Annotated in this window: 23 protein-coding genes; 6 read left to right on the top strand and 17 right to left on the bottom strand. The window is 61.2% G+C overall.

Annotated features, from left to right (window positions below; genetic code table 11):
- Nucleotides 1–238 precede the first annotated feature (238 nt).
- The 4 genes from FJ967_RS32405 to FJ967_RS32390 all read left to right on the top strand — a co-directional run bounded on the left by FJ967_RS32405 (nucleotide 239) and on the right by FJ967_RS32390 (nucleotide 1699).
- Nucleotides 239–493: a hypothetical protein gene (locus FJ967_RS32405; protein ID WP_140736383.1), complete on the top strand. Its 255-nt coding sequence runs from the start codon at nucleotides 239–241 to the stop codon at nucleotides 491–493.
- Nucleotides 490–756, top strand: coding sequence for a hypothetical protein (locus FJ967_RS32400; protein ID WP_140736382.1), 267 nt, complete (start codon nucleotides 490–492; stop codon nucleotides 754–756). The genes FJ967_RS32405 and FJ967_RS32400 overlap by 4 nt, the downstream gene beginning before the upstream one ends.
- A 284-nt stretch (nucleotides 757–1040) precedes the next feature.
- On the top strand, nucleotides 1041–1295 hold the full coding sequence (locus tag FJ967_RS32395; protein WP_140736381.1) for an XRE family transcriptional regulator: 255 nt from the start codon (nucleotides 1041–1043) through the stop codon (nucleotides 1293–1295).
- A complete protein-coding gene (locus FJ967_RS32390; RefSeq protein ID WP_140736380.1) occupies nucleotides 1292–1699 on the top strand; it encodes a hypothetical protein in 408 nt (135 codons plus the stop codon). Before FJ967_RS32395 ends, FJ967_RS32390 begins: the two co-directional genes overlap by 4 nt.
- Nucleotides 1700–1942: 243 nt before the next feature.
- Here the strand turns inward: FJ967_RS32390 and FJ967_RS32385 are convergent, their stop codons facing one another.
- A complete protein-coding gene (locus tag FJ967_RS32385; protein WP_140736379.1) occupies nucleotides 1943–2458 on the bottom strand; it encodes a response regulator in 516 nt (171 codons plus the stop codon).
- Nucleotides 2459–3112: 654 nt separating this feature from the next.
- Entirely contained in the window at nucleotides 3113–3223 is a 111-nt protein-coding gene (locus FJ967_RS32380) for a putative RiPP precursor (RefSeq protein WP_140707696.1), read from the bottom strand.
- Between the two features lie 452 nt (nucleotides 3224–3675).
- On the opposite strand from FJ967_RS32380, the gene FJ967_RS32375 reads away from it, so the two are divergent.
- Complete coding sequence (locus tag FJ967_RS32375) at nucleotides 3676–4611, top strand: KilA-N domain-containing protein (RefSeq protein ID WP_246675473.1); 936 nt, start codon at nucleotides 3676–3678, stop codon at nucleotides 4609–4611.
- Nucleotides 4612–4649: 38 nt separating this feature from the next.
- Here FJ967_RS32375 and FJ967_RS32370 read toward each other — a convergent pair whose 3' ends face one another.
- The 6 genes from FJ967_RS32370 to FJ967_RS32345 all read right to left on the bottom strand — a co-directional run bounded on the left by FJ967_RS32370 (nucleotide 4650) and on the right by FJ967_RS32345 (nucleotide 9639).
- On the bottom strand, nucleotides 4650–5315 hold the full coding sequence (locus FJ967_RS32370; protein WP_140736378.1) for a hypothetical protein: 666 nt from the start codon (nucleotides 5313–5315) through the stop codon (nucleotides 4650–4652).
- A gap of 185 nt (nucleotides 5316–5500) precedes the next feature.
- Nucleotides 5501–5794 carry a hypothetical protein gene (locus FJ967_RS32360; RefSeq protein ID WP_140736376.1) on the bottom strand — a complete coding sequence of 98 codons (294 nt, stop codon included), beginning with the start codon at nucleotides 5792–5794 and terminating at the stop codon, nucleotides 5501–5503.
- A gap of 4 nt (nucleotides 5795–5798) precedes the next feature.
- On the bottom strand, nucleotides 5799–6593 hold the full coding sequence (locus FJ967_RS32355) for a glycosyl hydrolase 108 family protein (protein ID WP_140736375.1): 795 nt from the start codon (nucleotides 6591–6593) through the stop codon (nucleotides 5799–5801).
- Nucleotides 6594–6680: 87 nt separating this feature from the next.
- Nucleotides 6681–6923 (bottom strand): hypothetical protein, encoded by a 243-nt coding sequence (locus FJ967_RS32350; protein ID WP_140736374.1) that lies wholly within the window; start codon nucleotides 6921–6923, stop codon nucleotides 6681–6683.
- A complete protein-coding gene (locus FJ967_RS33580) occupies nucleotides 6920–7063 on the bottom strand; it encodes a hypothetical protein (protein WP_181176222.1) in 144 nt (47 codons plus the stop codon). The genes FJ967_RS32350 and FJ967_RS33580 overlap by 4 nt, the downstream gene beginning before the upstream one ends.
- A 65-nt stretch (nucleotides 7064–7128) precedes the next feature.
- Nucleotides 7129–9639: a hypothetical protein gene (locus FJ967_RS32345; RefSeq protein ID WP_140736373.1), complete on the bottom strand. Its 2511-nt coding sequence runs from the start codon at nucleotides 9637–9639 to the stop codon at nucleotides 7129–7131.
- A gap of 134 nt (nucleotides 9640–9773) precedes the next feature.
- Here FJ967_RS32345 and FJ967_RS32340 point away from each other — a divergent pair, with 134 nt between their 5' ends.
- Complete coding sequence (locus tag FJ967_RS32340) at nucleotides 9774–9977, top strand: hypothetical protein (RefSeq protein ID WP_140736372.1); 204 nt, start codon at nucleotides 9774–9776, stop codon at nucleotides 9975–9977.
- Here the strand turns inward: FJ967_RS32340 and FJ967_RS32335 are convergent.
- The 9 genes from FJ967_RS32335 to FJ967_RS32300 form a co-directional block, all read right to left on the bottom strand.
- The gene (locus FJ967_RS32335) at nucleotides 9971–14215 is read right to left on the bottom strand and encodes a hypothetical protein (RefSeq protein ID WP_140736371.1); all 4245 of its coding nucleotides are present in this window, start codon (nucleotides 14213–14215) and stop codon (nucleotides 9971–9973) included. The genes FJ967_RS32340 and FJ967_RS32335 overlap by 7 nt on opposite strands.
- Complete coding sequence (locus tag FJ967_RS32330; RefSeq protein WP_140736370.1) at nucleotides 14215–17376, bottom strand: D-alanyl-D-alanine carboxypeptidase family protein; 3162 nt, start codon at nucleotides 17374–17376, stop codon at nucleotides 14215–14217. Before FJ967_RS32330 ends, FJ967_RS32335 begins: the two co-directional genes overlap by 1 nt.
- Before the next feature lie 3 nt (nucleotides 17377–17379).
- Nucleotides 17380–17757 carry a hypothetical protein gene (locus FJ967_RS32325; RefSeq protein WP_246675472.1) on the bottom strand — a complete coding sequence of 126 codons (378 nt, stop codon included), beginning with the start codon at nucleotides 17755–17757 and terminating at the stop codon, nucleotides 17380–17382.
- 83 nt (nucleotides 17758–17840) lie between these two features.
- Nucleotides 17841–19997 (bottom strand): hypothetical protein, encoded by a 2157-nt coding sequence (locus FJ967_RS32320; RefSeq protein ID WP_246675471.1) that lies wholly within the window; start codon nucleotides 19995–19997, stop codon nucleotides 17841–17843.
- 296 nt (nucleotides 19998–20293) lie between these two features.
- Nucleotides 20294–20893 carry a hypothetical protein gene (locus tag FJ967_RS32315; RefSeq protein WP_140736367.1) on the bottom strand — a complete coding sequence of 200 codons (600 nt, stop codon included), beginning with the start codon at nucleotides 20891–20893 and terminating at the stop codon, nucleotides 20294–20296.
- Nucleotides 20894–20895: 2 nt separating this feature from the next.
- Nucleotides 20896–21057: a hypothetical protein gene (locus FJ967_RS33575; RefSeq protein ID WP_181176221.1), complete on the bottom strand. Its 162-nt coding sequence runs from the start codon at nucleotides 21055–21057 to the stop codon at nucleotides 20896–20898.
- A gap of 71 nt (nucleotides 21058–21128) precedes the next feature.
- Nucleotides 21129–22118: a Coat protein gene (locus tag FJ967_RS32310; protein ID WP_140736366.1), complete on the bottom strand. Its 990-nt coding sequence runs from the start codon at nucleotides 22116–22118 to the stop codon at nucleotides 21129–21131.
- A gap of 42 nt (nucleotides 22119–22160) precedes the next feature.
- Nucleotides 22161–23063 carry a hypothetical protein gene (locus FJ967_RS32305; RefSeq protein ID WP_140736365.1) on the bottom strand — a complete coding sequence of 301 codons (903 nt, stop codon included), beginning with the start codon at nucleotides 23061–23063 and terminating at the stop codon, nucleotides 22161–22163.
- Between the two features lie 206 nt (nucleotides 23064–23269).
- The gene (locus FJ967_RS32300; RefSeq protein WP_140736364.1) at nucleotides 23270–23842 is read right to left on the bottom strand and encodes a hypothetical protein; all 573 of its coding nucleotides are present in this window, start codon (nucleotides 23840–23842) and stop codon (nucleotides 23270–23272) included.
- Nucleotides 23843–24173 lie beyond the last annotated feature (331 nt).

Raw genomic sequence — 24173 nt, 5'->3', positions numbered from 1 at the left:
TGGTGCCGCTTAGGTGACTCGAACACCTGACCCCATCATTACGAATGATGTGCATCCCTACGTTTTGCGCGGTTTTGCCGTCAAAACAGGGCGGAACGCAACGAAAACATTCGAGGGTTTCTGTACGGTTTCTGTGCGGACGACTTGACGTGAGGGGAATGCGCTAAAACTTAGCATCGGCTGAGTGCAGTCGCGGTCGTCAGATTGCGGCACACGCCACCAACGGCTATCGTAGGGCATGTCCGATCCCAACCAGAAGCGCCCGAAGCTCATCGTCGTCGTCGCTTTCGATCGCGGCAATGATGGCGAGCTATTCCCTGCATTTGGGCCGGCCGACCAACAGAGCGAAGAACGGGCAATCCGAACGGCCAAGGGGCTCGCCGGCCAGCACGTTGGCGTGATCGCATGGAGCCGCGAGGCAAATCCCGACATCGGGGAATACGGCCCGCCCACTATCCTGTTCCGGCAGGGCGAAGTCCCGGACATGGAATGACGAAGAAGCGGGTTCTGGCTTTCCTCGCGTTCATCGTGTGCCTCACGGCCGTGGCGCTGGTCGATTGGACCGGCGAGAGGTCGACCTACACTCTGTATAGGAACTCGGTGACGGCGCCGATGCGAATCCACATCGCCACCTTCAACACCAGCGATGGCGAGGACTATAACCGGCAAAACTGCGACATCGCAGCCAATCTCTTTCAGGCGCAGCCCGGCGTCATCGTGAAATATTGGTGCGAAAAAGGCTCCTACCGCCGGTAATCACCAACGGAAAAGCCGCCCGGTTGGACCCGAAGCGGCTTTAAAATATCGCACATAAAATGTGCGTTTTTGGTTGTCATCACACACAATATGTGCGATATTGCCTTACCGAAGCAATCCCGCTTCGGTAACTGGACTGGAGGACACCATGAGCTTCAAGCTCACCTTCCAAGTCCGGATCGGCAAGTGGAGAGTAGCTATCTCCATCGGCCGGTAACTCCGGAGCCGGGTGGGGGTCCAAACCTCACCCGGTCCCGATATAGCGCAAATGAGGATTTCCTTCAATGTTCCGTGAAACGCTACTGGAAATTCGGGAGCGGCTTGAGGTTAGCCAACCGACGATGGCGGAGGCGATGGGCATGCCTTTTCGCACGTACCAGGCGATCGAGGGTGGAGTGAACCCCACGCGTCCGGTTCATCTGCGAGCCGCCTACACTGCCTCGATGCAGCTGGCGCTGTCGGCCGGCCGGCCCGAGATGATGCCCGCCGATCTTCAGGAGCTTGTCGGCGAACTCGGCGACATGATGCGCAGGCCATGATCAGGATCGAACACCGCGAAGAGGCCATCATTCCGCCAGCGCCGACACCGCGCCGGCCTATGTCCCAACGTCGCCGGCAGGCGATCTTCAGCGAGAACTGCACCGCCCACAACATCGCGCCGTGCTGTCTCTGCGGCGACCCGGTGCACCGCCACGAAGATCAATGGATCATCGAGCACAAGCGCGCGCTCGGGTTGCTCGGGCCGGACATAAACACGAACTGCGCACCGGCGCATGCGGCTTGCGGCTTGAAGAAAACTGCAGAGCAGGACTTGCCGCGGATCGCCAAAGCAAAGCGTCAGGCTGCAGCTGGCCGCAAGGCGGAAAAAACCAGCGCTCGCCCATGCTTCAACTCACGCCTACGATTGGCGGCGCGCCGCTACATCCGGAACGAGCCACCATAAAAAAGGCCCGCCGCCATCAGGTAACGAGATGGCAACGGGCCTATAGCTGAGGTGGGTCCAATGGGATGGGGGGACTTGGGTTTGGACCCACGGGCACGATGCGCCCACAACGTGAGCCACACCTTAACAAAACCCGGACAGTTTTACCGAGCTTGGCGACCCTGTGGATAACTTTGCGGTAGCGCGAAACGAGCGCGTGTGCGGCATCCCGTCAGCATCACCGACCGCCAGCGTCATGTTGCACTATGGCATCGAACACCGTTTCATAGACACGCTGCCGGTGTCCTCTTCGATCTCGGTGCTGGTGATCCCGAGTGCCTTTGCGTCAGAGAAAAGCTTCGAGGCCTTCACGGCGGCAACGATATCGGCAGGGTTGGATGGCTTTTGGACCGCTATGCCGTGGGCAAACACCTTGTCGACACTGAGATACCCACTGTGAACGACGAACGGAATTCTTCGCTCCACAAGCTTTTCGGCAATGGCGACGCATGGGCCATCTGACAGATCGACATCAAGGACCACGGCATCTGGGCGCAGGTTCTCCAAGATTGTCTCGGCCTCCGCGCAGCTCGTGGCGATGGCCACGTTGAAGCCCGCCTCTACCAAAGTCCCTTCGACGTGCAGGCCAATCAGCGGCTCATCCTCAAGCACAAGAATAGTCGGACGGTCGACCACCAGAGCACCTTTTGACGAATATGACACCCTGGTGGTTTGAAGACGGTCCGAGGCATCGCTGTCAAGCTCACGAAGAAGCGGCACGAATGATTTTTGCGCCCGGGGCGCCTAACGGTGCTCGACGCGCCGGAGTGCTTCAAGCGCCCTCTTCATGCTCTCGCGCATGCTCTCAAGCAGGCGCTGGTCCTGCCCAAGAGGCCGACCCTTTGCCCGCTCTCGCTCGATCGCCCTGTCCTGGATAGACAGAGCTTTCTCATAGTAGTGAACGACTTTGAAAAGATATGATCGGACGGTGCTCATGCTCCATCTCGCTGTTCGGGCGAAAGCATGATGTTCACTTCCAAGCGTCCGATTGCCGGAAACCGTCACAGACGACCAAGGCACTGTACGCCCTGTTGAGGCAGATAGCGAATCGACAGCCCATCACGTTGACGGCGCGGCCCTCATACTATTTTGTGGCCCGCGCGGCGGACCTGTGGGTCGCCCGGCCGGCGCGGTAGCTCTCAGGCACTGCGTCGGCCTCCAACATTCCGTTTAGTTTGGTCGCCGGATTGTCTCTGGAGGGCCGCCTGCAATCGTGCGGCGGCCAGGAGAATGCTATCCGGTATCGGTTCGGGCTTGACCTTTTCCATAAGCGGTCTAACAAATGTGAATCTCGATTGTTCCGATCCGGACAACGCAAAAGCCCGCTGGCGTGAAGCCAGCGGGCTTGATGGTTGACTAGGCTTGTCGAATAGATCAGTCGAGCACTTCAGGCGGCGGCGGCGGTACCGATGGGCCGGGTCCGGCCGTGACAAACGAAAGTCGTTCGCGCTTGATCAGCGCTGGCTTCTCATAGGTTTTCTTCATAGGTCTTCCCCGTTAGCCCTCAATGGGCGGAAACTGCCTAGCACCTGCGGCGTTGTCAACCTCCTGCGCCGGAGATCACCAGCTCGGCCGCCAGCCAAAAGCCGCTCGCCATAAAGAGCAGCACCACCATTGAAAATAGAAACAGCCGCATGCAAAGCCAGCCCCCGCCTGCTGAGTGGCTATTGTAGCATGCACTAAAAAAGAGAAAAGCCCGCCACTCTTTGGGGAGAGCGGCGGTAAGACAGGAATGCTGGGATCAACCAGCGTGCGTAGGTCAACGAGCGGAAATGGGGTTGGTTGCGGGCCGGGGGGGGGCGCGAAATATTGTTAGTGTACATCCGACTTTTTGAGTCGATTATTTCGGCAAAGGTTACTTTTGCGTAAAAAAATTGCGGCCAGCCCTTGCAGGATGCCGCTCACGTCAACATATGATGTCGGTTTACCGAGTCTCGGTGAAACAGAGCGGCCCGGAAGGTGTTGACGCACCGACCGGGCCTTTATTGAAACCACCGTCGGGCGGTGGGTGTCGTGATCACTTGGCGGTTATGTGGGGTATCATTCCCACATGTCAAGCGATTTTCGACCCGGAGCTGCTCGACGGTACACCACAAAGGTACCATACTGACATGCAGCAGCACTTCGATCTCATTCCGCATAAAGCCCAAGGGACGATCGTCTATCAGCGTCCCATTGATGGTTATATAAACGCCACTGCCATGTGCCAGGCGTCCGGGAAACAGTTCAAACACTACAACGAAAACCGGACGACGAAGGACTTCTTGGACGCCCTTTCGAGCGCGGTCGGAATTCCGACCACGAAACTGGTACAGTCCATCAGTGGGGGCGACGCGCGCCTTCAAGGAACGTGGGTTCATCCCCAGGTTGCCATTCACCTTGCACAATGGTGTTCAGCTGAATTCGCAGTGAAGGTCAGCCAGTGGGTCTATGACTGGATGTCGGGCAAAGGGAAGCCCACCCAGAGCGGCATGCCGTACCATCTTCGGCGATATGTCGCGAACCAGCAAAACGTCCCGGTGGGGCATTTCTCAATCCTGACCGAGTTGACGCAAGCGTTAATCGCGCCGCTGGAGCTTATGGGCTACACCTTGCCAGAGCACATGGTTCCGGACATTTCCCACGGGCTCATGTTTTGCAAGTGGCTCCGGTCCAAAGGCATCGATACGGACTCGTTGCCGAAATACTGGCATTTGTATGAGGATGGCCGTCGCATCCAGGCAAAGGCTTATCCCGAAAGCCTTCTCGCCGACTGGCGGCGACATTTCCGTGAAGAGTGGATGCCCAACAAGGCGATAGATTACTTCCGAGGTCGCGACAGTGCTGCGTTGCAGTATCTGCCGAAGCTGCTGCCGAAGCCGAAGGCGGCCTAAAATAATTGGGCCGCCACTTCGTAAGGGGCGGCGGCCCATCAGCTAGGAGGCACCTTCCTCCGCAACTCGTCTATCTCCCGCTTCATGTCCTGGATCACGTCGCGTGTCCCATAGACGGCACCGAAGTCCTGCCGCAACTCGTCCAGTCGCCGGCTGAATTCAGCGCCCTGCTGATCGATCGCCCGACTGCGCTCCATCCATTCCGAACGCGTGACCGTGCCGCCGCGTAGATCGGCGATAGCCGCTTCCATCCTGACGCGGTCTTCCGCTCCACGTTGCGCGCGCCAGTCCATCTCCTGCCGGCTCACCGTGCTGGAGGCCAATGCCTGGATCGACTTGTTGGTCTCGCTTGCAAGGGACTGGATGATGCGGGCAGTCTCAACGTCCGATGCCTTCAGATCGTTCGTGCTCTCTCTGATGGGCCAATAGGCCATACCGCCGAGGATTGCCGCAAAGGTCAGCGCAACGCCCAATGCCTGCCACTGCGGCTTGTTCCGCTCAGCAAGGTTCGTAGACAGGTTCGCCAATCCGGACCGCATTTCGCTGGCCAGCTTGTCGATGATGTTTTCCATCGATCGGAAAGCTGTGCGGGTCTCGGCCTCGCTGTCGGTCTGCCGACGGTTCAGGTTGGTGATCCGCTCGCTGAGCGCCGCTATGGAATCGGTCGGCGCGTAGGTTCGCGTCGGCTCGTTGCCGTTGTTCATGTCATCCGCCATCTGCCCCGATGCCCTTACTTTGCTATTTCAGTTCGGCCCGACGCGCGGCGCTGGCCTTGGTGTGGCGGTCGCACTCGGCGGCCGTGTAGAGGCTGACGGCGCAGCCAGGCGCCATGGTGCGGTCGATCTTGTTCTGATCGGCGAGCGTCTTGCCCTTCGCTCCGGCGAGGCTGCTACCGATCGCCGCCCGGAGGGCTGGAACACCGTTGACGCCGGAAGTCCCACAACCCGCCAGCAGAAGTGCAGTCATCAAGATTCCGGCTGGCCTCAATGCCTTTGCGGATCGCATCGGTATTCTCCCTTTCGATCTTGGCGCGGACCTCGTCGGCGCCCTTGTGCTTGATGAATTCGTAGACCCCGAGCGCAGCGCCCGAGGCGAACAGGGCGACAGCACCCCAGATCACAGCGCCGGCCGCCAGGCGCGAAATACCGAGGCGACCGACAATGATGGTGATGAGCGCGGTCATCGTCTCACTCGACCTCCGCCTTCACCTGGCGCACGGCCGCGATGATCTGGGAGCGGAGCAGCAGCAGGACCAGGATGAAGACGAGGAGCACGACGCCGCCGGCAAGGACGGCCTGCCAGTCCATGCCGCCAAGCCAGCCAAGGCCGATGGCGCCCGAGCCGAAGAGACCCGTCAGCCATGACAGGAAGCCGGATTTCTCCTTGACCTTCTGCTCGACCTTTTCGGGGACAACAGGCTTCGGAACCTCGACAGGCACTTCCACCTTGACCGGCGGCGGCGTGTCGGGGAGAGCGGCCATCTTCAGCGCGTCGGCGCGCACGCTGGCGACACGAGAGGTCCAACCCTTGCCAAACGTCTTCCACGTCGGCAATCGCTTCAGAAAGCCCATGCGCTGGTCACAGGTCTCATCGATCACCGTGGAGCGCAGCATAGCCTTGACCTTGGTGATGGTGTCCGGGCCGATCTTGCCATCCTGCTTGGCGCCCACGACCGCTTGCAGGGCCTTCGCGGCTCGGGCCGGCCCGGAATTCACAGCATAATCGAACACGGCATAATCGACGCCGCCGGGCAGCTCCGCGCCGCCCACGGCGTCCCAATAGAACCGCCGGTACACCGTGGCGGTCTGTTCATCGCTGATCTTTTTCAGATCTGCCTTCGTGGCATCAGCTTTCACGTAACGTCGGAAGTTGGCCAGGGTGACGCCGCGCATTGTGGCGCCGCCGGGATCGGCCGGATTGTCGCTCCAGCCACCTTCGGATTTGAGGACGAGCGCAAGCGCCCGCGCGAAGTTGCGGTCCATGGCAGTTTTCCTTTTCGAGGGAAGTGATAGCGGCGGCCAACGCGTAGCGCGGCCGATGTCAGATTCTCTGACGGTTCTGATTAGCGGTTAGCGGATGCGGGGAACGGTCCCGATAGCCGGCAATTCCACGTCCACGGTGGCCGCCTCAACGATCAAGTCGCCGATATCGAGAACGAGGCCACGCCCCCCGAGCGTCCCGATATTCTCCCGGACGTAGGCGGCAAACTCAGCGCGGCTCATCACCTTTTGTGCGTCAGCCAGGCAGCGGAACGCGTGCTTGACGGCAGTTTCCGCCTGGGCCTTGGTCGGCCGCCGCCAGGCGTCACTCATTCCAGCCACCAGGCCAGTGGGATCAACAGAAGCGTGGAAACGATTATCGGCCAGAAACTGGCGACAATTTCCAGCGCTAGCTCACGCCTGCTCATCGTCGGCTGCGGCTCGCGGAAGCTTTCATGGTCCGGCTCAATCATTGCGATTCGCTCCCCTTTGCTAGAGTAGCGGTAATGAGGGGCTGCTTTCAAGCTACGCAACGAGTTCACCGGGTAACCCACCGACCAAGACGAACGCGGCGAGTAGCGGCAGCAGCAGCTGGCAGCGCCGCAGCCAGAGTGACCGTATTGCCCGATGGCGCCCCACTGACGGTCGTGTTGTGCCACTGGCGTTCCGTGCCGGTGATGACCGTATCGACCTCGATGCCGATCCGGTCGCCGCTGGCGATGCCTGTCGCGTCCACAACATCAATCGTGGTGGCGGCAGACAGCGCCGCCGTGTTCAGCGTCGTTTTCAGTGCGAACGTGTTGCGGTAGCCGGCGAAGCCGTTGCGCTCGATGGTGGCGCCTACGGGAAGATAGCTTTCCATGTTTTGGCTATAGCAGAGGCGGCTTATGTCCGTCTCCTGGTCGCGCAGCCGCAGCATCGGCGCGGCATACCCCTGCTCGAAGTCGATGCTTTCGATGATCGTCGCCCCGATCCACCCGGACGCGCCGACGAAGAAGCTGTCGACGCTCGGGTGTATCCAGAGCCAATTCGTCGAAAACTCGTAGATCGACGCCCCGGTGCGAGCGACCGACTGGCCGTTGCTCCCCTTCGCATAGTAAGGCGCATTCCCCGAAAGCACGGCGCCGTCGGCGTCAAAGCAGACAACGGAAACCGCTCGTGAGCCGTTCAAGAAATTGAGGAACGCTGCCTGGGTGGTGTTGGCTTTCTTGTAGATGTGCCCGATAGCCTGCCCCGAGCTTGAAACCACCAACTGCCCGTCGCCATTGGCCCTCGATGTCCGGGCCGTGACGCCGTTCGTCAGGAACGGCGATGGCGCGGCATATCCGCCCGTGGCGCTGTCATAGAGCACGACACCGGGAACGCTGATGCGACCCTCGGCCTGGACTGGGAAGAACCTCGCACCTTCGAAACGACGCACCAGGTTGGCGCCGCCGGTCGGCCGATTGGACATGTCGCGCAAGGTGACGAACAGCCGCTTCAAATCGGGCGAGATAATGTTTGCGTCATCAATGCCGGAGGCCGACAGCAGATCGATATTGAACGATGCAAACCCTGTAGCCGATGGCACATTGACCAGAGCCAGGGTGTTGGTGAACGCGCTGTAAGTCTCGATCCGGGCATTCCTGAAAAACACGGTCGTCAGGTTGCTGGTACTGCCGAGCGTCGCCATCACAAAAGCGGCGTGCGCCACGCCAACCGAGCCGCCGTCGATGCCGATTTGCGGGCTGTCGATCAGCACTTCCTCGATCGCGGCGGTCCCGGCAAGCGTGATCTTGAAGGTACCGCGATCGGTCGCCTTCTGGTTCGTGCCGATGTACCAAGTGCCGCCCCTGAACTGGTTGTTCACGAAATAGCTGGCACCGCCCAGGTTGCAGTGAACGTGCGAGCCGTTGTTGTAGAGCGTCAGGATGTTGAACTCGTTGCTCACCCAATTGGTGTTGACCGAACCATCGAAATAAAGGCCTTCGTCAAACCCGCGCGCATGCAGCCAGAGCTTGCTTTCCGCCATGCCGCCGAAATGGATGCCGCGCGTCCCCGCAACAATGGACTTATCGGTGCTGTTCTGCACCTCGAGCCAGATGCGGGCACGTCGTAGCACGTTGGTGCTTGTCCCGCCAACGCGCACGGCGGACATGCCGTCGAACGCCCCCACGATCAACGCGCCCTTGCCGTTGATTTCGGCTATGTCCCGAAAATCGAGCGTCGTGGAAACGGCGTAGCTGGTCGCGACCGGTGGAATGAACAGTCCGGCCTTGGTGATCCGGCAGTACGTGGCCAGCGCATTCAAGGCGGGCGCATTGTCGGCCGCGCCCTCATAGGCGCCGAACATGGTTGCCGAGGCCGGGCTTTCGTTCAGCACCCAATATCCGCCATTCGTGACATGCGTCGTGCCGTCGGGAAGGAAGCGATCGGTTGATCGGAAATAGGCCAGGGCTGGGTAGCCAGCCGCATCGATGGTCGCATTCGACATTCGGCTATAATTGGCGCCGCCAACAAGCGAAGGGAGAGACGCATAAGACGGAGCATTGAACTGTGTCCGAAGGCTCTTCACGCCCGCAGCGATGGTGCTGCCAGCCGCGCTGGCCACCGATGCATAGATGGGCACGTTGACTCCCGAGACGCCGGCCGCGTCCGCCGCATACTGCTGCGCGAGGTCGGCAGCAGCTTGGGCGGCATCAATAAGCGGTTGGACGGCGCCGGCGAAGTCTCCGGCCGGGTCATCGGATAAATAGAAGGAAATAACGATGTTGCTGGTGCCGATCACGGGGTTAAGCGTTTGGAAGGCATAGACACAGCCGCCCGAGACGGTGCCTTCCTGGACATGGACCGTCGTGCCCTTCTGCATCGTGCGGGGCGAGCGCGCGTCGGCAGCGCGATACCAATACCCAGCACTGGCCGTATAGATGCCGTTGAGGCGGGCGTCGGTCTGATCCTTGACCAGAATCCGGTCACCGACGGCTGTCAGGAAACCGTCGATCGTCTTCAGCCCCATGATGCGCGAAACGCCGGCAACCGTGACCGTGGGAATATTTGCTGTAGTTGCCAAGCGCACGGGCTCCCGTTCACCTGTCAGAAGTCGAACTGCGGCAGTATCCGGCGGGGCCATCTGGTGTACTCCATTAAGCAACGCCCGGAGGCGAGGCTTGAAAGATTTCTGGTTTTGAGGTTGAGTTGGCGGCCATGGTTCAGGCCGTCAGAAAATTGACCCACTACCAGCGCTTCCGCATCTGGCTGGAGTTCGATGTGGCGTGGAAATGGGTGATCGTTGTTTGGTTTGCTGCCGTCGCCGTATTCGCTGCTACCCATCAAGGCCATAGGAGCAGCGACGGCGCACCAAGCGAATGTCACCGAGGCATGAACGTTACCGACGACTGCGATTATTGAGCGTCGACGGCCTGCTTTACCATTGGCTTCAGGCCACTATCGCCCAAGCCGAAGCCGCCTTCGATCGCCCACCGCCAGTACGGCAAGGTCGCGAACGGGATCATCTTCGAGATCCGATCGATGTCCTGTTTTTTCAGGTCCGGGTTGGTCGACGGATCGCCGTCAGTCAGCGACGACAACGCCTGGGCAGGAATGCCGAGGAGCTGCGCGGCATCGGTGCCGAGTTGGAATGAAGGCCCGAGCAGAGCACCGAACGCATCTCGGTTTGCGTAGCGCGACGCAGGCCCCCGCTTGTCAGCCGATGGGTCGATCTTCATGCCGATGCGAGATGCAACCTCATAGAGGCCTGGTGCCCCAAGCTTTTCCCATGTGTTGTTGATTTCGAACGCTAGAGGGAAGACGCCGGCGCGGTCGAGGCCTTCAGCGACGAGGGTGCCGACGTTGTTCGTTGCTTCTCGGTTCGATTCATAGTTCTTGAAATAGTAAGCGGCCATGCCGAGCGTCATCATCGCCAGGGTGCCTTGGATGAAAGATCGCGGCCCTTCTTGCAGGCCGCGCATCAGCACCCGCTGGTTGGATGCAATTGCGAACGACCGGAACTGGATCAGCGCGCGGCCGGCGGGAGTGTGCGTAAATAGCGGCACGTCGGCCACGCTCTTGGTGACGATGATCGTGTCGACATCCTTGTTGATGGCAGCGGCGAACGCCCGGCGTGCACCGATGTCGGTCCAGTGGTCGATCCCGGGCACGTGCACGTTCCCCTCGATCGATCCGAACTGATCGAACTGCTTGGCGATCCGTTCCGCCATATCGGGGTTGATCCCGACGAAGCCCATGTATCGACGTTCGGCCGCAGCGAGGTTCGCATAGTCCTGTGTCACGTTCTTCAGCACGCGGTTTTGCGTCAGCACCGAACCAATCGACTTGTGCATGTCGTTCCAAAACGGCAGCAGCGTCAGCTTCGAGAAGGTGTTGGACATGTTGTCAATGAAGCGCTCGAAAGGCGAATTGTGCGAGTACGGATCGGCAAGTTCCGCCATCGACGCCAGGCGCGATTGCAGCACGTTTTCCGTGACGGCGCCTACCGTTCGCGCGTCCTCGACCGCCAGCTTGATGGCCTTCAGGTTCGTGAATAGAGGCGCGACGCCTTCGCTCACATACCGGCTGAAACCATGCACCATCGCCGGCCGCGCCGCGTCCGTCGCCGACGCCACCAGAACACCGCCGAGGGACCGCACATAGTTGAACGCCTGGACGACGCGAAGCACGCGCGCGAAATTGGTGTTGGCGCCGCCTACGTTGTATTGCCCGCGCAGCAGATCGCGAACGGCCGCAAGGTCTTCAACGTCGTTCGTCTCCCGAGCCGTGAGCGCCTTAAGCGCCTTTGCCTTTTCCTTCTGATCGAGCGCCGAGGCGTTCACCGCGTCGCGCTGCTGGAGATAGTCGGTGCGCACTCGGTCGATCTGGGATTGCAAAGTCGGATCGCCCTTGCCTCCCAGTCGCTTGTCCATGCGAGCAAGCTCGATGTCGGTAGCCATTACGCGGGCGTAGCGCCGGCCAATCATTTCTATGTCGTGCTCGAGGAAGTCTTCGATCAGATGATCCGGGATGTTGAAGGTGCGTTCCTTCATCGGGCCACGGTCGCTCATGACCATATCGTACGACGGCATGCCCTGCCGCGCGCGGCCAGTGAGTTGCGTGTGGATGTCGTTGACGATGCCGTTTACATAGTCGGCCCGATCCGCGTCAGAAACGAAATCTGGGATCTCCTGTTTGACCTTGGGCACAAGAGGCTCCAGCTTGTTCGCCTTCACCTTCAGGCCTTCGATGTTGGCCTGGAGCCGATCCAGATCAATCGACTTGGCGGCCAGTTCTGACAGCATCGCATCGTTCGACCGGCCTTCGGCATCCATTCGGCGAAGTGCGTCCACGCGCTTGCGCAGAGACCGCTCCGAAAGCTTGGCCTTGAAGATGTCTCGCTTCACGGTGGCATAGTCTACGACCAGGCGCACGCGGGGCGATGACTTGGCGAGGTCGACCGACTTGGCGATTTCATCTTCCAGGGACTGGAGATGGTCGCTGGCGTTCTGCAGTTCGGTCTTGCTGATCGCATGTTCGTTGACGACCGCGTCGGTTGCCTGATCGAATTCTTCAAGCTCCCGTTCAAAACGGGAGATGCGAGTATCGAGGCCTTCGGTGTTTCGTTCCGCAGCCTGCACGCGCGCAATGTGATCGCGCACCTGTTTCACCGAGGCATCGGCCGGCAGGCCGACCTGATCGAGCCATTGCGCCGCCGTCTTGTCCAGATCGTCCAGCGCGGCCGCCGCAGCCTCTTCGTCAGCGGTGCGCAACGGATTGCCGGCTAGTTCGGAACGAATCGCCTCCATTAGGTCGCGATGGTCGACATAGCCATTGCCGTCCTGGCCAAGGTTGGCGAAGATCTCGTCTTCGGCATGGACGAAGTTGTCGACATCGCCAATGCCGCCTTTCTTCACGAACATGCCGGGATGAGACTTCGGCGTCACGCCCATCGCGCGCAGCTCATTGTCGAGTTTCGAGCCGACGCGCGCTCCGCCTTTTGCCTTGATGATCGCCAGCACAGGCGATCGTTCGGCAAAAGTCTGCTGCTTGCCTGCGGAACGCTCGGCAACGCGAGCTTGCTTCACAGCGTCCACCATCACGGCGTTCTCGTCCGCGCCGCGCAGGCGCTTCACCAGCGCCGCTGGCGCACGTGTCTTGAGCACGTCGAGCCGATCTTGGTTCAGCTTCGTGAGCGCATCGGTGCGGCGCTGGCGCGAGCCGGTGCGTTCGGCCAGGCGATCTTCGAGGTTCTGGACCCGCGACGTGAGCCGGTCATGCGTCTCCATGGCCTTGTCGCTGTCGACAATTTTGTTGCCGAGCCGGATTTCGTCGCTCTTGAATTCGAGGTGCGAAATCTGCTCGTCAATCCATGGCCGGACGATTTCCTTGAAACGGGCCTCTTCGGCGGTCAGCCGCGGCGCATTCCACATACGGGTCAGGTACGATGTCGCCGTCTTCACGCTGACATCCGGCGGCAGCCGACCCTCGCGAATGGCGTATTCCTTCAGCGGCTCGAACAGCGTGGAGCGCCAAAAGCCGGCCGCTTTCGAAACGGCATCGTGCTCGCTCTCATCGCCCCGGCGCATGGCTTTCGCCACGGCAGTGCGGAATTCTTCCGGCGTGAGGTTGAGGCCGTTCTTGACCCCGTCGCTGTAGAGTTCGCGCGTTGTCTTCAGTGCTTTCGCAACAGCGCCGCGATCCCATTCCTTGACCGCGCTTTCGACGGAGATGTCGCCTTCGCCGCGCGCGTTGCGTTCGAGATAATAACCCGTCTCGGCCATGTTCGACATGATTTCACGAACGGGCGCGGAAGGGCTGTGAGCAGCCCGTAGCAGCGGCACCATTTGCGCCTGCGCAGCGCCCACCAACTTCGCGCCCTTGCCGATGTCATAGTCTTCCAGCACCGGACCAGGCACCGCTTGCGCATTGACCCCCTGGGCAACGCCGTCGCGAAACTCGGTGTAGGCGTTCGCGTTGCCGGGGTCGGCCATGATCCGCTCGACCGTCTGAAGCGCAGCGCGGCGCTCGGCGGCCGACATCAAGGCGCCAGCCCCGCCACCGAGGAGCGCGCTCAGGACCGCCCCGGACCCGACGTTCAGGGCGCTTTCTGAGAGCGGCCGGGTCTGCTGCGATGCTTGGAGGGCGATTTCAGAGGCTCCCGCACCGAGCGCGCCGGCGACACCGGTGCGAATGCCGGTCGTGACAGCGGCGCGGCCAATTCGGACACCGGTGGCCAGTTCGCCACCAGGGATCAGGCTTGGAAGGTCGATCAGGCCAGCGCCGAGGCTCGCTATGGTGGCAGTCCACCCGCCGGCATCGAGGTTGCGCTTGTCTTCGCGCTCCATGTCGATCTGCGATTTCATCGCGTTGAAGGCGATCCGGTTGCGCATCGGGGCGAAGCGCGACCAGTCGCTTTCGTAGGACGTGCCCCGGATTTCATCCCACCGCGCCTTGCCGTCGAACCCATCTTCGGGCGTGCGCGTATCGATCCCGGCCATCTTGTTCGACGCCATCGACGCGACGGTGTTGCCCTGACGAAAGGCGGCGCCGACTATCGTTGCCGTGTCGGGATCAACCTCTTTGTCAGGGTCCGGCCGGTAGTCGATAGCACCGAACCCGGCCAGCGGCGGATCGTCGGGATAGTTCAGGATGCCCATCAGTTGTTCCCAAAGCCTGTCTTCTGGCTTCCATCGTAAGTGCTCGTGCCGCGATCCCTGGCGCGCTGATCTTCAGGCGTGAGCGGTGCAGGCGCCACCGGCTCAGCGTTCTGTTGCCGGTACATGTCAGCTTGGACCCTACCGGCGCCGACCGTGGCTTCGGAATTGAGCGCCTTGATGAAATCCTCTGTGCCGGGATCGGCGTTTATGGCGCGGGCCTTCTTCTCGGCGGAAAGCTCGATGTCGTTGGCACGGTCCGACACGTCCGAGAGGTGAACGGATTTCTTGCCTGCATCATCCGAATACTGCCGCATCGCGTCAGCACCGACGCCCCACGGGCCAGCAAACACCTCGGTGAAGGTCGGCTGGCCATGATCGCTGTACTGGTAGAACAGGCGATAGCGTGGCGGGCGGCCCTGCTCGATGTCGGCGCGCGTCTTATCGGACGGCCAGATCGTGACGTTCTCGACCTTCTGGCCGCCGTGCTCATTGGCATAGGCTTGCGCGGTCGCCATGGCATCCTGGCGCAGATAGTCGTAGTTCCCGCCGATCGGCGGATAGTGCAGTTCCGGCGGCATGCGCATCAGCGTCGGTGATCCGGTGATGTTCGTCACGTTCCAGCGCTTTTTCAGATCCTCGACCGCCCGAGCTTTCGCGAGCCCGACATCGCCATTGGTGTCATAAAACTTCTCGGTGGCGATCTCCCGATATTCTGCCAGGAGCGCCGACGACTGCTCCGGCATCAGCCCGGCGCCAGGCTCGCTGCTGAACATCCCGGGATCGAATGCGTTCGTCACGTCGCCGACCGTCAGCTTTTTTGCGAACTCGTCCGCCTTTGGCTTCAGCACCTCGCGATTGACCTTCACGGCCGGATCGGCGCGGCGAAGGATTTCAGCCGCGGCGGCTTCGCCCGGCATCCCCAGATCATTGACCATGTGCCGGAAGTCAGTGAGCTTGGTCTGCACATCGCTGCCGGGGATCGCACCGAATGACGCCGGCGCGATCTTCTGGAGGGTGTCGGCTTGCGAAAGGCTGGCTGCGAGTGCTGGCGCGGTGGTCGATGCCGCACCCTGCCGAAGCTGCGCTTGCACCTGGTCAGGAATGTAGCCGGTCGCCGCGACATAGGTCGCAGTCGCCGCAGGCTGATTTTCCGGCGCCACCTTGGCGACATATTGCCCGAAAGCCTTATCGCCGATCTTCGTCTGATCGCTGTCGAAGGTGTTGATCGGAACCTTCTGGTTTGCGCCGAGCGCGCTGATGATAGCGTCGACCCCGGCATTGTCTTTATTTTCGTTCTTCTGCATCTCGTACAGCGTCGCCTGATCGCCTTCGTTCAGCTTGCTGTTGAGGATCTGGGCGGGGTCTCGGATTTCGCCCGTGCGAATGCCAAGCTCGATGTGGTCTTTGTAAGCCTGATACTCGACCTTGGCCTGGGCAACGTCCGCCGCCTGCTTCTGCCGGAAAGCAACATCGTCCTGATTTGCGAGCTGCAACATGTCGTCAGGCGACATGCCGGCGAAGCGCTTATCCATCGTCGCGTTCGCCGGAGGCCGGCCGCCGCGCGTCTCGTCTACCTCGATGTGCCAGTTTTCATTGGCCAGCGGGAACTTCAGACCGAAGGCGCCGGCATTGTCATGCACCCAACTGACAACGGCGGCAGGCGCTTTCGCCAAGGACTGACCGCCATAGGACAGGTCGGCCGCCTGGCCCTTGTTGTGGTTGGACTTGCCGGGAGGGGCAACCCATTTACGGGCTTCCTCCTCGGAGCCATATTTTTTCAGGGCGGCGGCATACAGCTCGGCCTGCCGCCCATCAGACCGTGCGCCCGAGAAAATCCCCAGCTTGTCGCGGATGCCGGGCGGGGCCGATTGAATGAATGCTGCAAGCCGGTTTTGCAGCGCTGGCTGCATGTTGGTGACATGGTCCGCCGAGTGGCCGACCAACCGGCTTTCAAGAAAGGTGACGGCTTCCGGGTTCGGCGCATCTGGGATCGACCGAGCGCCGACATCGTCCAAGCTGCGGGCGAAGTTGCCGTCGCCAACGTTCTTCAATCCCGTCCATGTGGACGAGAGGGCCTGACGGATGTTGGCCTTGACCTGGGCATCCGGTGACTTCAGGTCGGCTTGAAGGTCGCGGCCCGTGTTGGCCTTGTAATCCTGCTTTGCCAGCCACCATGCGGCTCGGTCCTGATTGGCCTCCGAGAAATCGGTGAGACCAAGAGCCTTCGACGCTCGATCCCAAGTCGACGGCAGGAATTGATATCGGCCGGCCGCGATGCCGGAATCGCCGTGCTGTCCAGCCTTCGGGTGAGCCGCGAAGCTGGAGAACGTTTCACCGCCGTTGATGACGTTGTACTTGCCGCCGCTCTCCGGCCCGGCAATGGCGTTGAGCAGCGCCGCGCCTTCCGGCGGGATGTCGGTCGCTACGATGCCCGTTGACGCGCTGGCACCCGCCGGAGGCGCCATGCCGAACAGCCGGCGCAACTGGCCCGGATCGCGTGCGGTGATCGCCTGCGCGAGCGCCTTCGGTGCGGCCTGGTCCCAGCCTTCTAGCGTCGATTGCTTCGCCAGCGGTGCGAGCGGGCTTGCAAGGATCGCCTGCCGCCCCTTGGCCTTGTAGGCGTCGTAGGACGCGCTGTCGTTCGGGTCCATCTGCAGGATGGTGCTGATCAACCCGTTCTGGATTTTGGTCGTTTCGAGCGTTGCATATTTCTGCTCCTGCTCGAATTGGGCCGACGCAGCGCTACCCGACAGCTGCAACCGCTTTGCCGGAAGGCTCGCATCGAAATACCCTCGCTGGCTTTGCGGGATCTGCGCGCGGTACCTATCAGCAATGGTGTCGAACAGCCCCGGCTTCGCGACCTTCCCGGTTGCCGGGTCGACCTGACCAACAATGGTGTCGTGGAGGCCTGCGCCGTCCGCCGAGCCGTTGCGCGCCGCCTCCGCCGCCTGGTTGGCGGTGTCGGCATCCATGGCGTTCTCGATGGTGATCCGCTTGAAGCGGTCCATCTCGTCTTGGCGCTGCTGGATGCGGTCGGCAACAGCCGTGAAGTCGCTGCCCACTTCCTGCAAGGCGCGGCCGGTTTCGCCGCCCTGCGGGTACTGGACGACATTCCCCGGATCGAGGCGACGTTCAGCGATTTGGAGAGGAATGGTGGCCATGGGTCACTGCGCCGCGAAAGGAGATTGAGCCATCTGGATTTTCTGGATGCCCGAAAACAGATTACCACCCGCCTTGAAGATGCTCCCGGTGACCGCCTGCTTGCCCGAGAAGCGCGAGATCGACGCCTGGGTGTTCAGGTTGTTCTGGCGAAGCTGCGAGTTGAACTGGATCGCCTTCAGGTCGAGCTGGTTTTGCCGGGCGTTGGCGGCAAGCACTTCGGTCGGCGAGCCGGCCAGAGCAACACCGGACGCGCCCGCAGCCGCGACGGCTTGCGACTTCAATAGATCCTGCTTGTGCTTTTCCTGGGCCTGTTCGAATGCCGAAGCTTGGGCATCAGCCTGGGCCTGCTGCTGGTAAGCCTTGGCCTGCATATCGGCCATCTGCTGTTGCTGCTGGCCTTCGACCAGCGCGCCGCCGACCGAGAGGCCGAGGCCAATTAGGGCAATGGTGCACATCGGAAAACCTACGGTTCAGCGTCAAAAGCGGGAGTGAATGCGCGGATCGTGCAGGGCGTCGGGTTGGTATGGCGGATGCGGACCCTGCCCTGGCCTTCCCATGTGTCATCGATCGGCACTTCAACGTTGCCGGTGAACAGGGTCGCTTTGCCGTCAGGAGCAACGATGCTTGGAAGGCGGACATTCTCCCAACGCCCCCGCATGAACGATTGCACCGATAGCCCGGTCGTGTCGGTCTCCAGCAGCGACATGATCACGCGCGCGACCTTCTTGCGCCGACCGACGATTGACCCGTCCTTGCCGCCCACGTCGAGCTCGAGCGTATCGGCTTCGGAATTGAACGGCAGACCGACTTGCCATTTTGCCGCGGTTGCCCCACCGGGCAATGTCACCTGTCCCGATCCGACCGTGAGCCCCTTGAAGACCTTGCCATCGGCGAGAACATCGACCGTCTGGCCATTGAGGTGCGAAAGGCCGGAAACCGTCCCCACGGTCGCGCCGGAATAAGTCAGCCCGCAGTCGACGGCGAACGCATCGTCGATCGCGTCATACTCGAAAGGTGCCTGGAGCACTTCGATATAGCGCTTCGTTACGCCGCTGATGGTGCGTTTCACGATGAGCCAGAGATCATCATTTCCGGTCTGTCCCGGCGTCACACATGCGCTTTCCACGATGCCCCACGCCGAACCCGAATAGGCGCCGGCGATGTCATGGCGATGCATGCCGCGCACGTCCTGCGATGGCTGATGGGTGTAGCCGCCAAGTTCACCGTTATCGAGCGGGAACCACAACAGCGGATCGGGATCGGTTTGAAAAGCAAGCTCGACCACGCCCTTCTTCGGAATGTGCTCTGAAATCTGGCCAATATCATCGGAGCTGAAGCGGCCGGTGTTGACCTGGGAGAGTTCGGCGATGGTCCTTCGCGATCGCGTCACATAGAGAAAGGATTGCCCGGCATCGATCGGACGAATGCGCGAGCATCCTGCGGTGCGCGAGCGCCGGTTCTTGAACGAGGATGGCGTCAGCGCCTCGTCTATGCCCGAGCCCGACAGCGCACGCACACCGCCCGAGGTGCCGATCAAAAGCGCGCCGTCGGAATCGGCGATCCATGTGATGTCATTGGCCTGACCGCCGCCGGCCTGTAGAAATGCCATCGCATCATCGTCTTTTTCACCGACCGCGAAATTGTTGAAGTCACCGGTTGCCGAGGCGTACACGGAAAACTTGCGGCTGAACGCAAGGCGCTCTTCGTAGAGCGAGCCGGATTCCAGATATTTGCCATTGATCAGGGTGCCGAGGCGCCAGCGGGAAATCGGGGAGAGGTCAGGCAGCGGAAGGCCATGGATGACGATTGTCACGACGGTCGCGCTTGTCCGTGCCTTGATCTCCGCCCAGCGCCAGTGGCCATCCGAGCCGAGGAGACGGACATTGCGGCCTACATCGGATGTCTGGAAACCAGCTCCATCGTTGATGCCGGCGGTCGAGGACGCCGTGAGATTGAATGGCGTCTGGCTGGCGGCGGCTCGGTTCAGACCGATTTCCGCAATTCTCGTGTTGTCGCCGCCATTGTTCCCGAGCCAACGGAAGCGATGGTATTCGTAGGGCGTCTTGTTGAAGAACTCAAAATAGCGCGTTTCGGTGCCGGCCCAGCCGTTCTCACCTTGCTGACTGTCGATGGTCGACCAGGCCGCGCCGTCGTTCGATCCCTCCAATTTCCATGAGCTTGGGGCGTCGGACCCGGCATACTTGCCGCTGGAGGTGACGAAATAGGCATCGACAATGGCCTGGACACCGCCCGCCAAGCGATAGCTGATGAAGCCGTCCTGGACGGCAAAGGAGACCTCTGAGCCGCCGTCCTTGTCGAACAGTTTCCACGCGTTGGAATTGGAGCCTGTGCTATCCACGGTGCCAGACGGCGTCGTGAGGCCGGTCATCTTGGGCGTGAGCGAACCGTAATCCGCCGGCGTCAGCGTGGTCGAAGTGTCGTTGATGTCATCGTAAGGGCCGTCCTCGAAGGGATATTCATCGAGCGTCCATGCCATATGTGCCGTTCGGGTCAGAACCTTCAGCGGATAGTCCTTGTGCATGATCCACATCTGATCGGCGGATTGCACATACTGGATGTCGAACAGGTCGGCTTCGATATAGGGCGAGACCACTTCCACGGTGCCAACGCGGGCGCCGTAGGCATAGACCCTGATATAGAGATCACCGAATTCGAGCGCATAGGCCTGATCCGCCGAAAAGATGAACGGGATCATCCGGGTCTTCTTTGCCGAAGTCTTCACCTCAGCCGCGAAATAGGTGCCACCGCGCTTGCGGATGCCGCCATGCGGCAAGGTGACAAAATTCAGGCACGTCGACAGCGCCGCGCGATAGAGGTCCAGTGATGCACGGGCATGCAGACGCGGCGATACCTCACCACGAACGAACGTGTCCTGGACTGGGTAAAGCGTCGCCATCAGCGCGAAATCCGCCAGTCGCCACGGGCTTGCGCCCAGGAGTTCGTCCCCATCCTTCCGCCGCGCTGGATGGCTTGCGCGGAGAACGCCGCGTCCAGCGCCCTGTCATAGGCGCTGCGAGCGATGTCGATCATGCCCGACTTGTGGGTCAGAGGATGCGCAACCTTGATGGCGAGCGCAGCGACAACCACTTCGGTGAACAGCGCGTCCCAGTCATTGGGATCAGTGAGGTTGGCGATGTAGCGGAGAGTCAGCGGGCCGGAGAGGTTCGTGTAGATGACCCCCGCTTCCTGCCGCCATGAGATCGGCACGCCGTCGGGCTCGCCGTTGTCAGTCGGCGGCAGCGGCCGCAGGCAGTCGCCCGGCAGTTCATATGCCCAATTCAGCGTGCATTCGCCCGAGCCGGTATCGGCGCCGGCGATCGAGGACCGCAGAATGGCAAAAACCCAGGCATGCTTCGTTAATTCGGCTTCGCGCGTCAGGTTGAAATGCAAGTTGAGGAGACGTGCCGCCTTGATGTCCTGATCAAGGCTATCGATCGGTGCTTCATCAAGCACCGCGATCGCCATGTTGGCCACGTCGAGATCGGTCAGCGCCATGGTCAGACTTTCAGGTTGCTATGGCGCGGCTGTTTCCGGGGCAGTCCGCGAGAATTCAAGATCTGCACGAACGGGCTCGGGTTGAGCCGTTCGGCCTGTTCGCGGAATTGCCGGCGCACCGCTTCCTTGCGCGTCTCGGCTGGCTTTCGTTTCGAGGTAATCATCGGTTCTTTCCTCACGACAAAAGGGCGAGCAGCCGAAGCCGCCCGCCCGTTGCAGTTCCTTGGCCCGAAGATCAGGCCTCGGTGGTCTTGAGCGCGATGAACGTCATGTTCTTGACGCTCGACGCGGTGCGGTCCCAGTTCGCCGCCAGCGCCAGTTCGGCGTCGGTCGCGAATTCACCGGCCGTCGAAGCGTCGAGGAAGCGAGTGCCGGGGACGTGCGGGACGAAGTGACGACGCCCTACCATCTCGGTCACACCGCCGCCGTGCGCCTGGCGCGGCTTGCGGTCGAATTCCAGCGGGCCGCCTTCCGTGTTGACCGGAAGCTCGTTCCACATGATCGCCTTATCCTTGAACATGAAGGCGGTGTATTCGCCGGTTGCCACAGGGATGTCGTCATCGACCACGGCGCGGAGCCCCATGTAGTAGGGGATCAGCGGCCCACCCTGCTGCGAGGACGGAACGTAGTCGATCAGATCAGCCAGCTTGAGGGCCTTCATCTGCTTCGAATGCATCCAGACCGTCTTGAACTTGTCGGCGCGGTCGCCCATCAGGTAGGCCGCTTCGATGATGTCCACATCGGTGATGGAGGCGTTGGTGTCGCGCACCAGGTCGCCGCCATCGTTCAGGATGTTGTCCGCGATCACGCCTTTCAGGATGGCGATCAGCGCCAGCTTGTTCGCACGCTGCCAGTATTCCGTCTGGCGCTGGACGATGATCTTTTGCGGATCGTCGCCGGCAAGGATTGAGGTCAGGTCGGGAATGCCCCATGCCTGTGCACGGATGTTGCGGGCCGCGACTTCACGCCGCGAACCGATCTTCTTCATCTCGATGGAATCGGACGGATCGTCATTGACGGGTTCCGACGGATCGTTGCCGAGATCCTTCCAGCCGGGCATGTCGACGGAGCGGCCGCCCATGCTCAGCTTCGCCGAGATAGCCGGATCGGTGTAGAGGATGCCGGCCTGGAAAATTTCGAGGGACTGCACGTGTTCCTCGAACGAGTACTGCGCATAGACGGACGGGACGATCGAGTCCGCAATGCGGGTGTAGGCGTCTGCCATTTAGATGGTTCCTTTAAGCAGTGCGGAGCGGTGTCGGTCCCATCACAGGGGATTGCTGGACACCCACAAATCCGGGTTCTCACCGGCTTCGCGGGCAAGCCGCTTCGCGCGTTCAGGGTCGCTTTTAACGAGGGCTGAAATCGCCGTCATGCTCTTGATCTTGCCGGCGCTGTCACGCTTGAAGGGGTTTTCGCCCACCGCCGCGTTGCCGCCATCGATCGTGTCTTCCTTGAACATCGCATCACCGACCGCGAGGAATGCCCGCGCGATCTGCGGATCGGTCAACGTGCCATCGGCCAGGAGGATACCCTTGGCTTTGTACGCGTCGACCAGGCCAAGCTTCTTCAGCGCGCGGTTGGACACCTCGAGCTTCTGTTTGAAGCCGTCGCTGTCCACCGGTCCCCAGTCCTTCACGAGTTCGGTATGGGTTGCCTCGACCGATTGGGCGAGCGCGGTTTGAGCCGCCTTCGCCTGTTCGGCCGCGTAGGCCACATACTTGTCGTGATAGGCCTGCGCCACCTTCGGGGTTGCGCCCGCGTCAACAGCCCATTGCTTGGCCGCCGTTGCGAGTTCATCCGAATAGGGGACGTTCTCAGGGAGCCCTTCCGGGCGCTTGAATTCCAGCTTGTCCGGCGATGTCACCGGCCGCATCGCTTCGGGAAGCTTGGAGTTAAACTTCTCCCACTCTTCCTTCGGCGCGTCGGCCGCCGGCACCGCGACAGATGTGCCAAGCTTCTGTTCGAGGCTCAGCGCAGCCGACACGATGTCTTCGTGCGATTTGTAGCCCTTGGTGTCGACCCATTTCCGGGCGCCTTCGGAAAGACCGGAGAATGGACTTTGGTCGGTCGTGACAGCGGACCCGTTGTCTGTCGTAACCGCTGGCGTTGCAGGGGCGCCCGCCGGTGGATCGACCACCACGGACCCGGCGTCTGCCTGATCTGTCATGAGAGAATGTTCCTTTGATTGAGCGGCTCACCCAGCCGCAGGGTGTCAGGCGGCCTTACGGGGCCGCTTTGGTGACAGCACGAATACAGTGCGGAATTGGTGATCACTCGGCTGAGACTGCACCCTGGCTCCAGATGGCCGCACTCGCCGAAAGGCGCGACCTCTCATGCGCTTTGCGAGATGCCGTCGAGAGACAAAGAAGCACATCAGACGTTGTCCCCCCAGTTTTCCCACAGGAGGGTGATGGTGCCGGTCACCGCCAGCGTGCCGTCGGCGTCGATGTCGGTGCCGGTGGCGAACGACAGGTTGAGGTAGAGATCCACCGGCGTGACAGTGCCGTCGAACGTCGCGGCCGCCACTACATCAGCAGTGGACGCAGTCGAGGGAGCAGCAACCGCGCCGTCGAGTGTGCGCGAAGTCACGGGGACCACATTCTGCATGGTCGAGGAGAGCGTGGCATTCGATGCAGCGACCGTGCCGAGCCCCCATGTCAGGGCGGCATTGTCATTGATGGTCGAGGCGCGTGTGGTCAGGACTGCGAACTGCAGCCGTGCCGTGCCGCCCTTCACCCTGATCTTCCCATCGAGAAAATCGAAGATCTTCTGCGAGGCGTAGGCCAGAGCATCCGTGACCGGCACCTGCATGCCGTTGAAGGTAAAGACGGTCTTGAAGGTGCCGCCACCACCGCTGGTGACGGCTGTCAGTCCTGACTTGGGCGGCGCAACGCCGGCCTCACGCGCTGCGGCGCGCTGAAGGGTTCGCGGAAGTCCACGTGTCATGGTCGTATCTCCATTCTTGGGAAGATTTTCGGCTGAACCCGCCGCGGGCAAACTTTTTAATCTGTATGCGAGGTCAGTCGTCGCGGTGTAAGGTCTAAGCGTGCGCTCGGGAGGATTATGAATGCGAACCGCTATTACCTTGGCGTTGCTGGCCTCTGTGAACGCTGCTCACGCCGAAGAGCGCACGCAGCTGGAGACGAAAGTCGGCGACTGTTTAAGGATTCCCGTCGAACTCCAAGGACATTTCAGAGTTGTTTTCCAAATCACCCTTGACAGCAAAACCAGACCTTCGACTGTCGACGTGATTGAATACGAGCCAAAATCTGACCCG

Source organism: Mesorhizobium sp. B2-3-4 (genome assembly GCF_006442315.1).
GTDB lineage: Bacteria > Pseudomonadota > Alphaproteobacteria > Rhizobiales > Rhizobiaceae > Mesorhizobium.
Note: the sequence above shows the minus strand (reverse complement) of the source record. Positions and strands in the feature narration are given on the sequence as shown.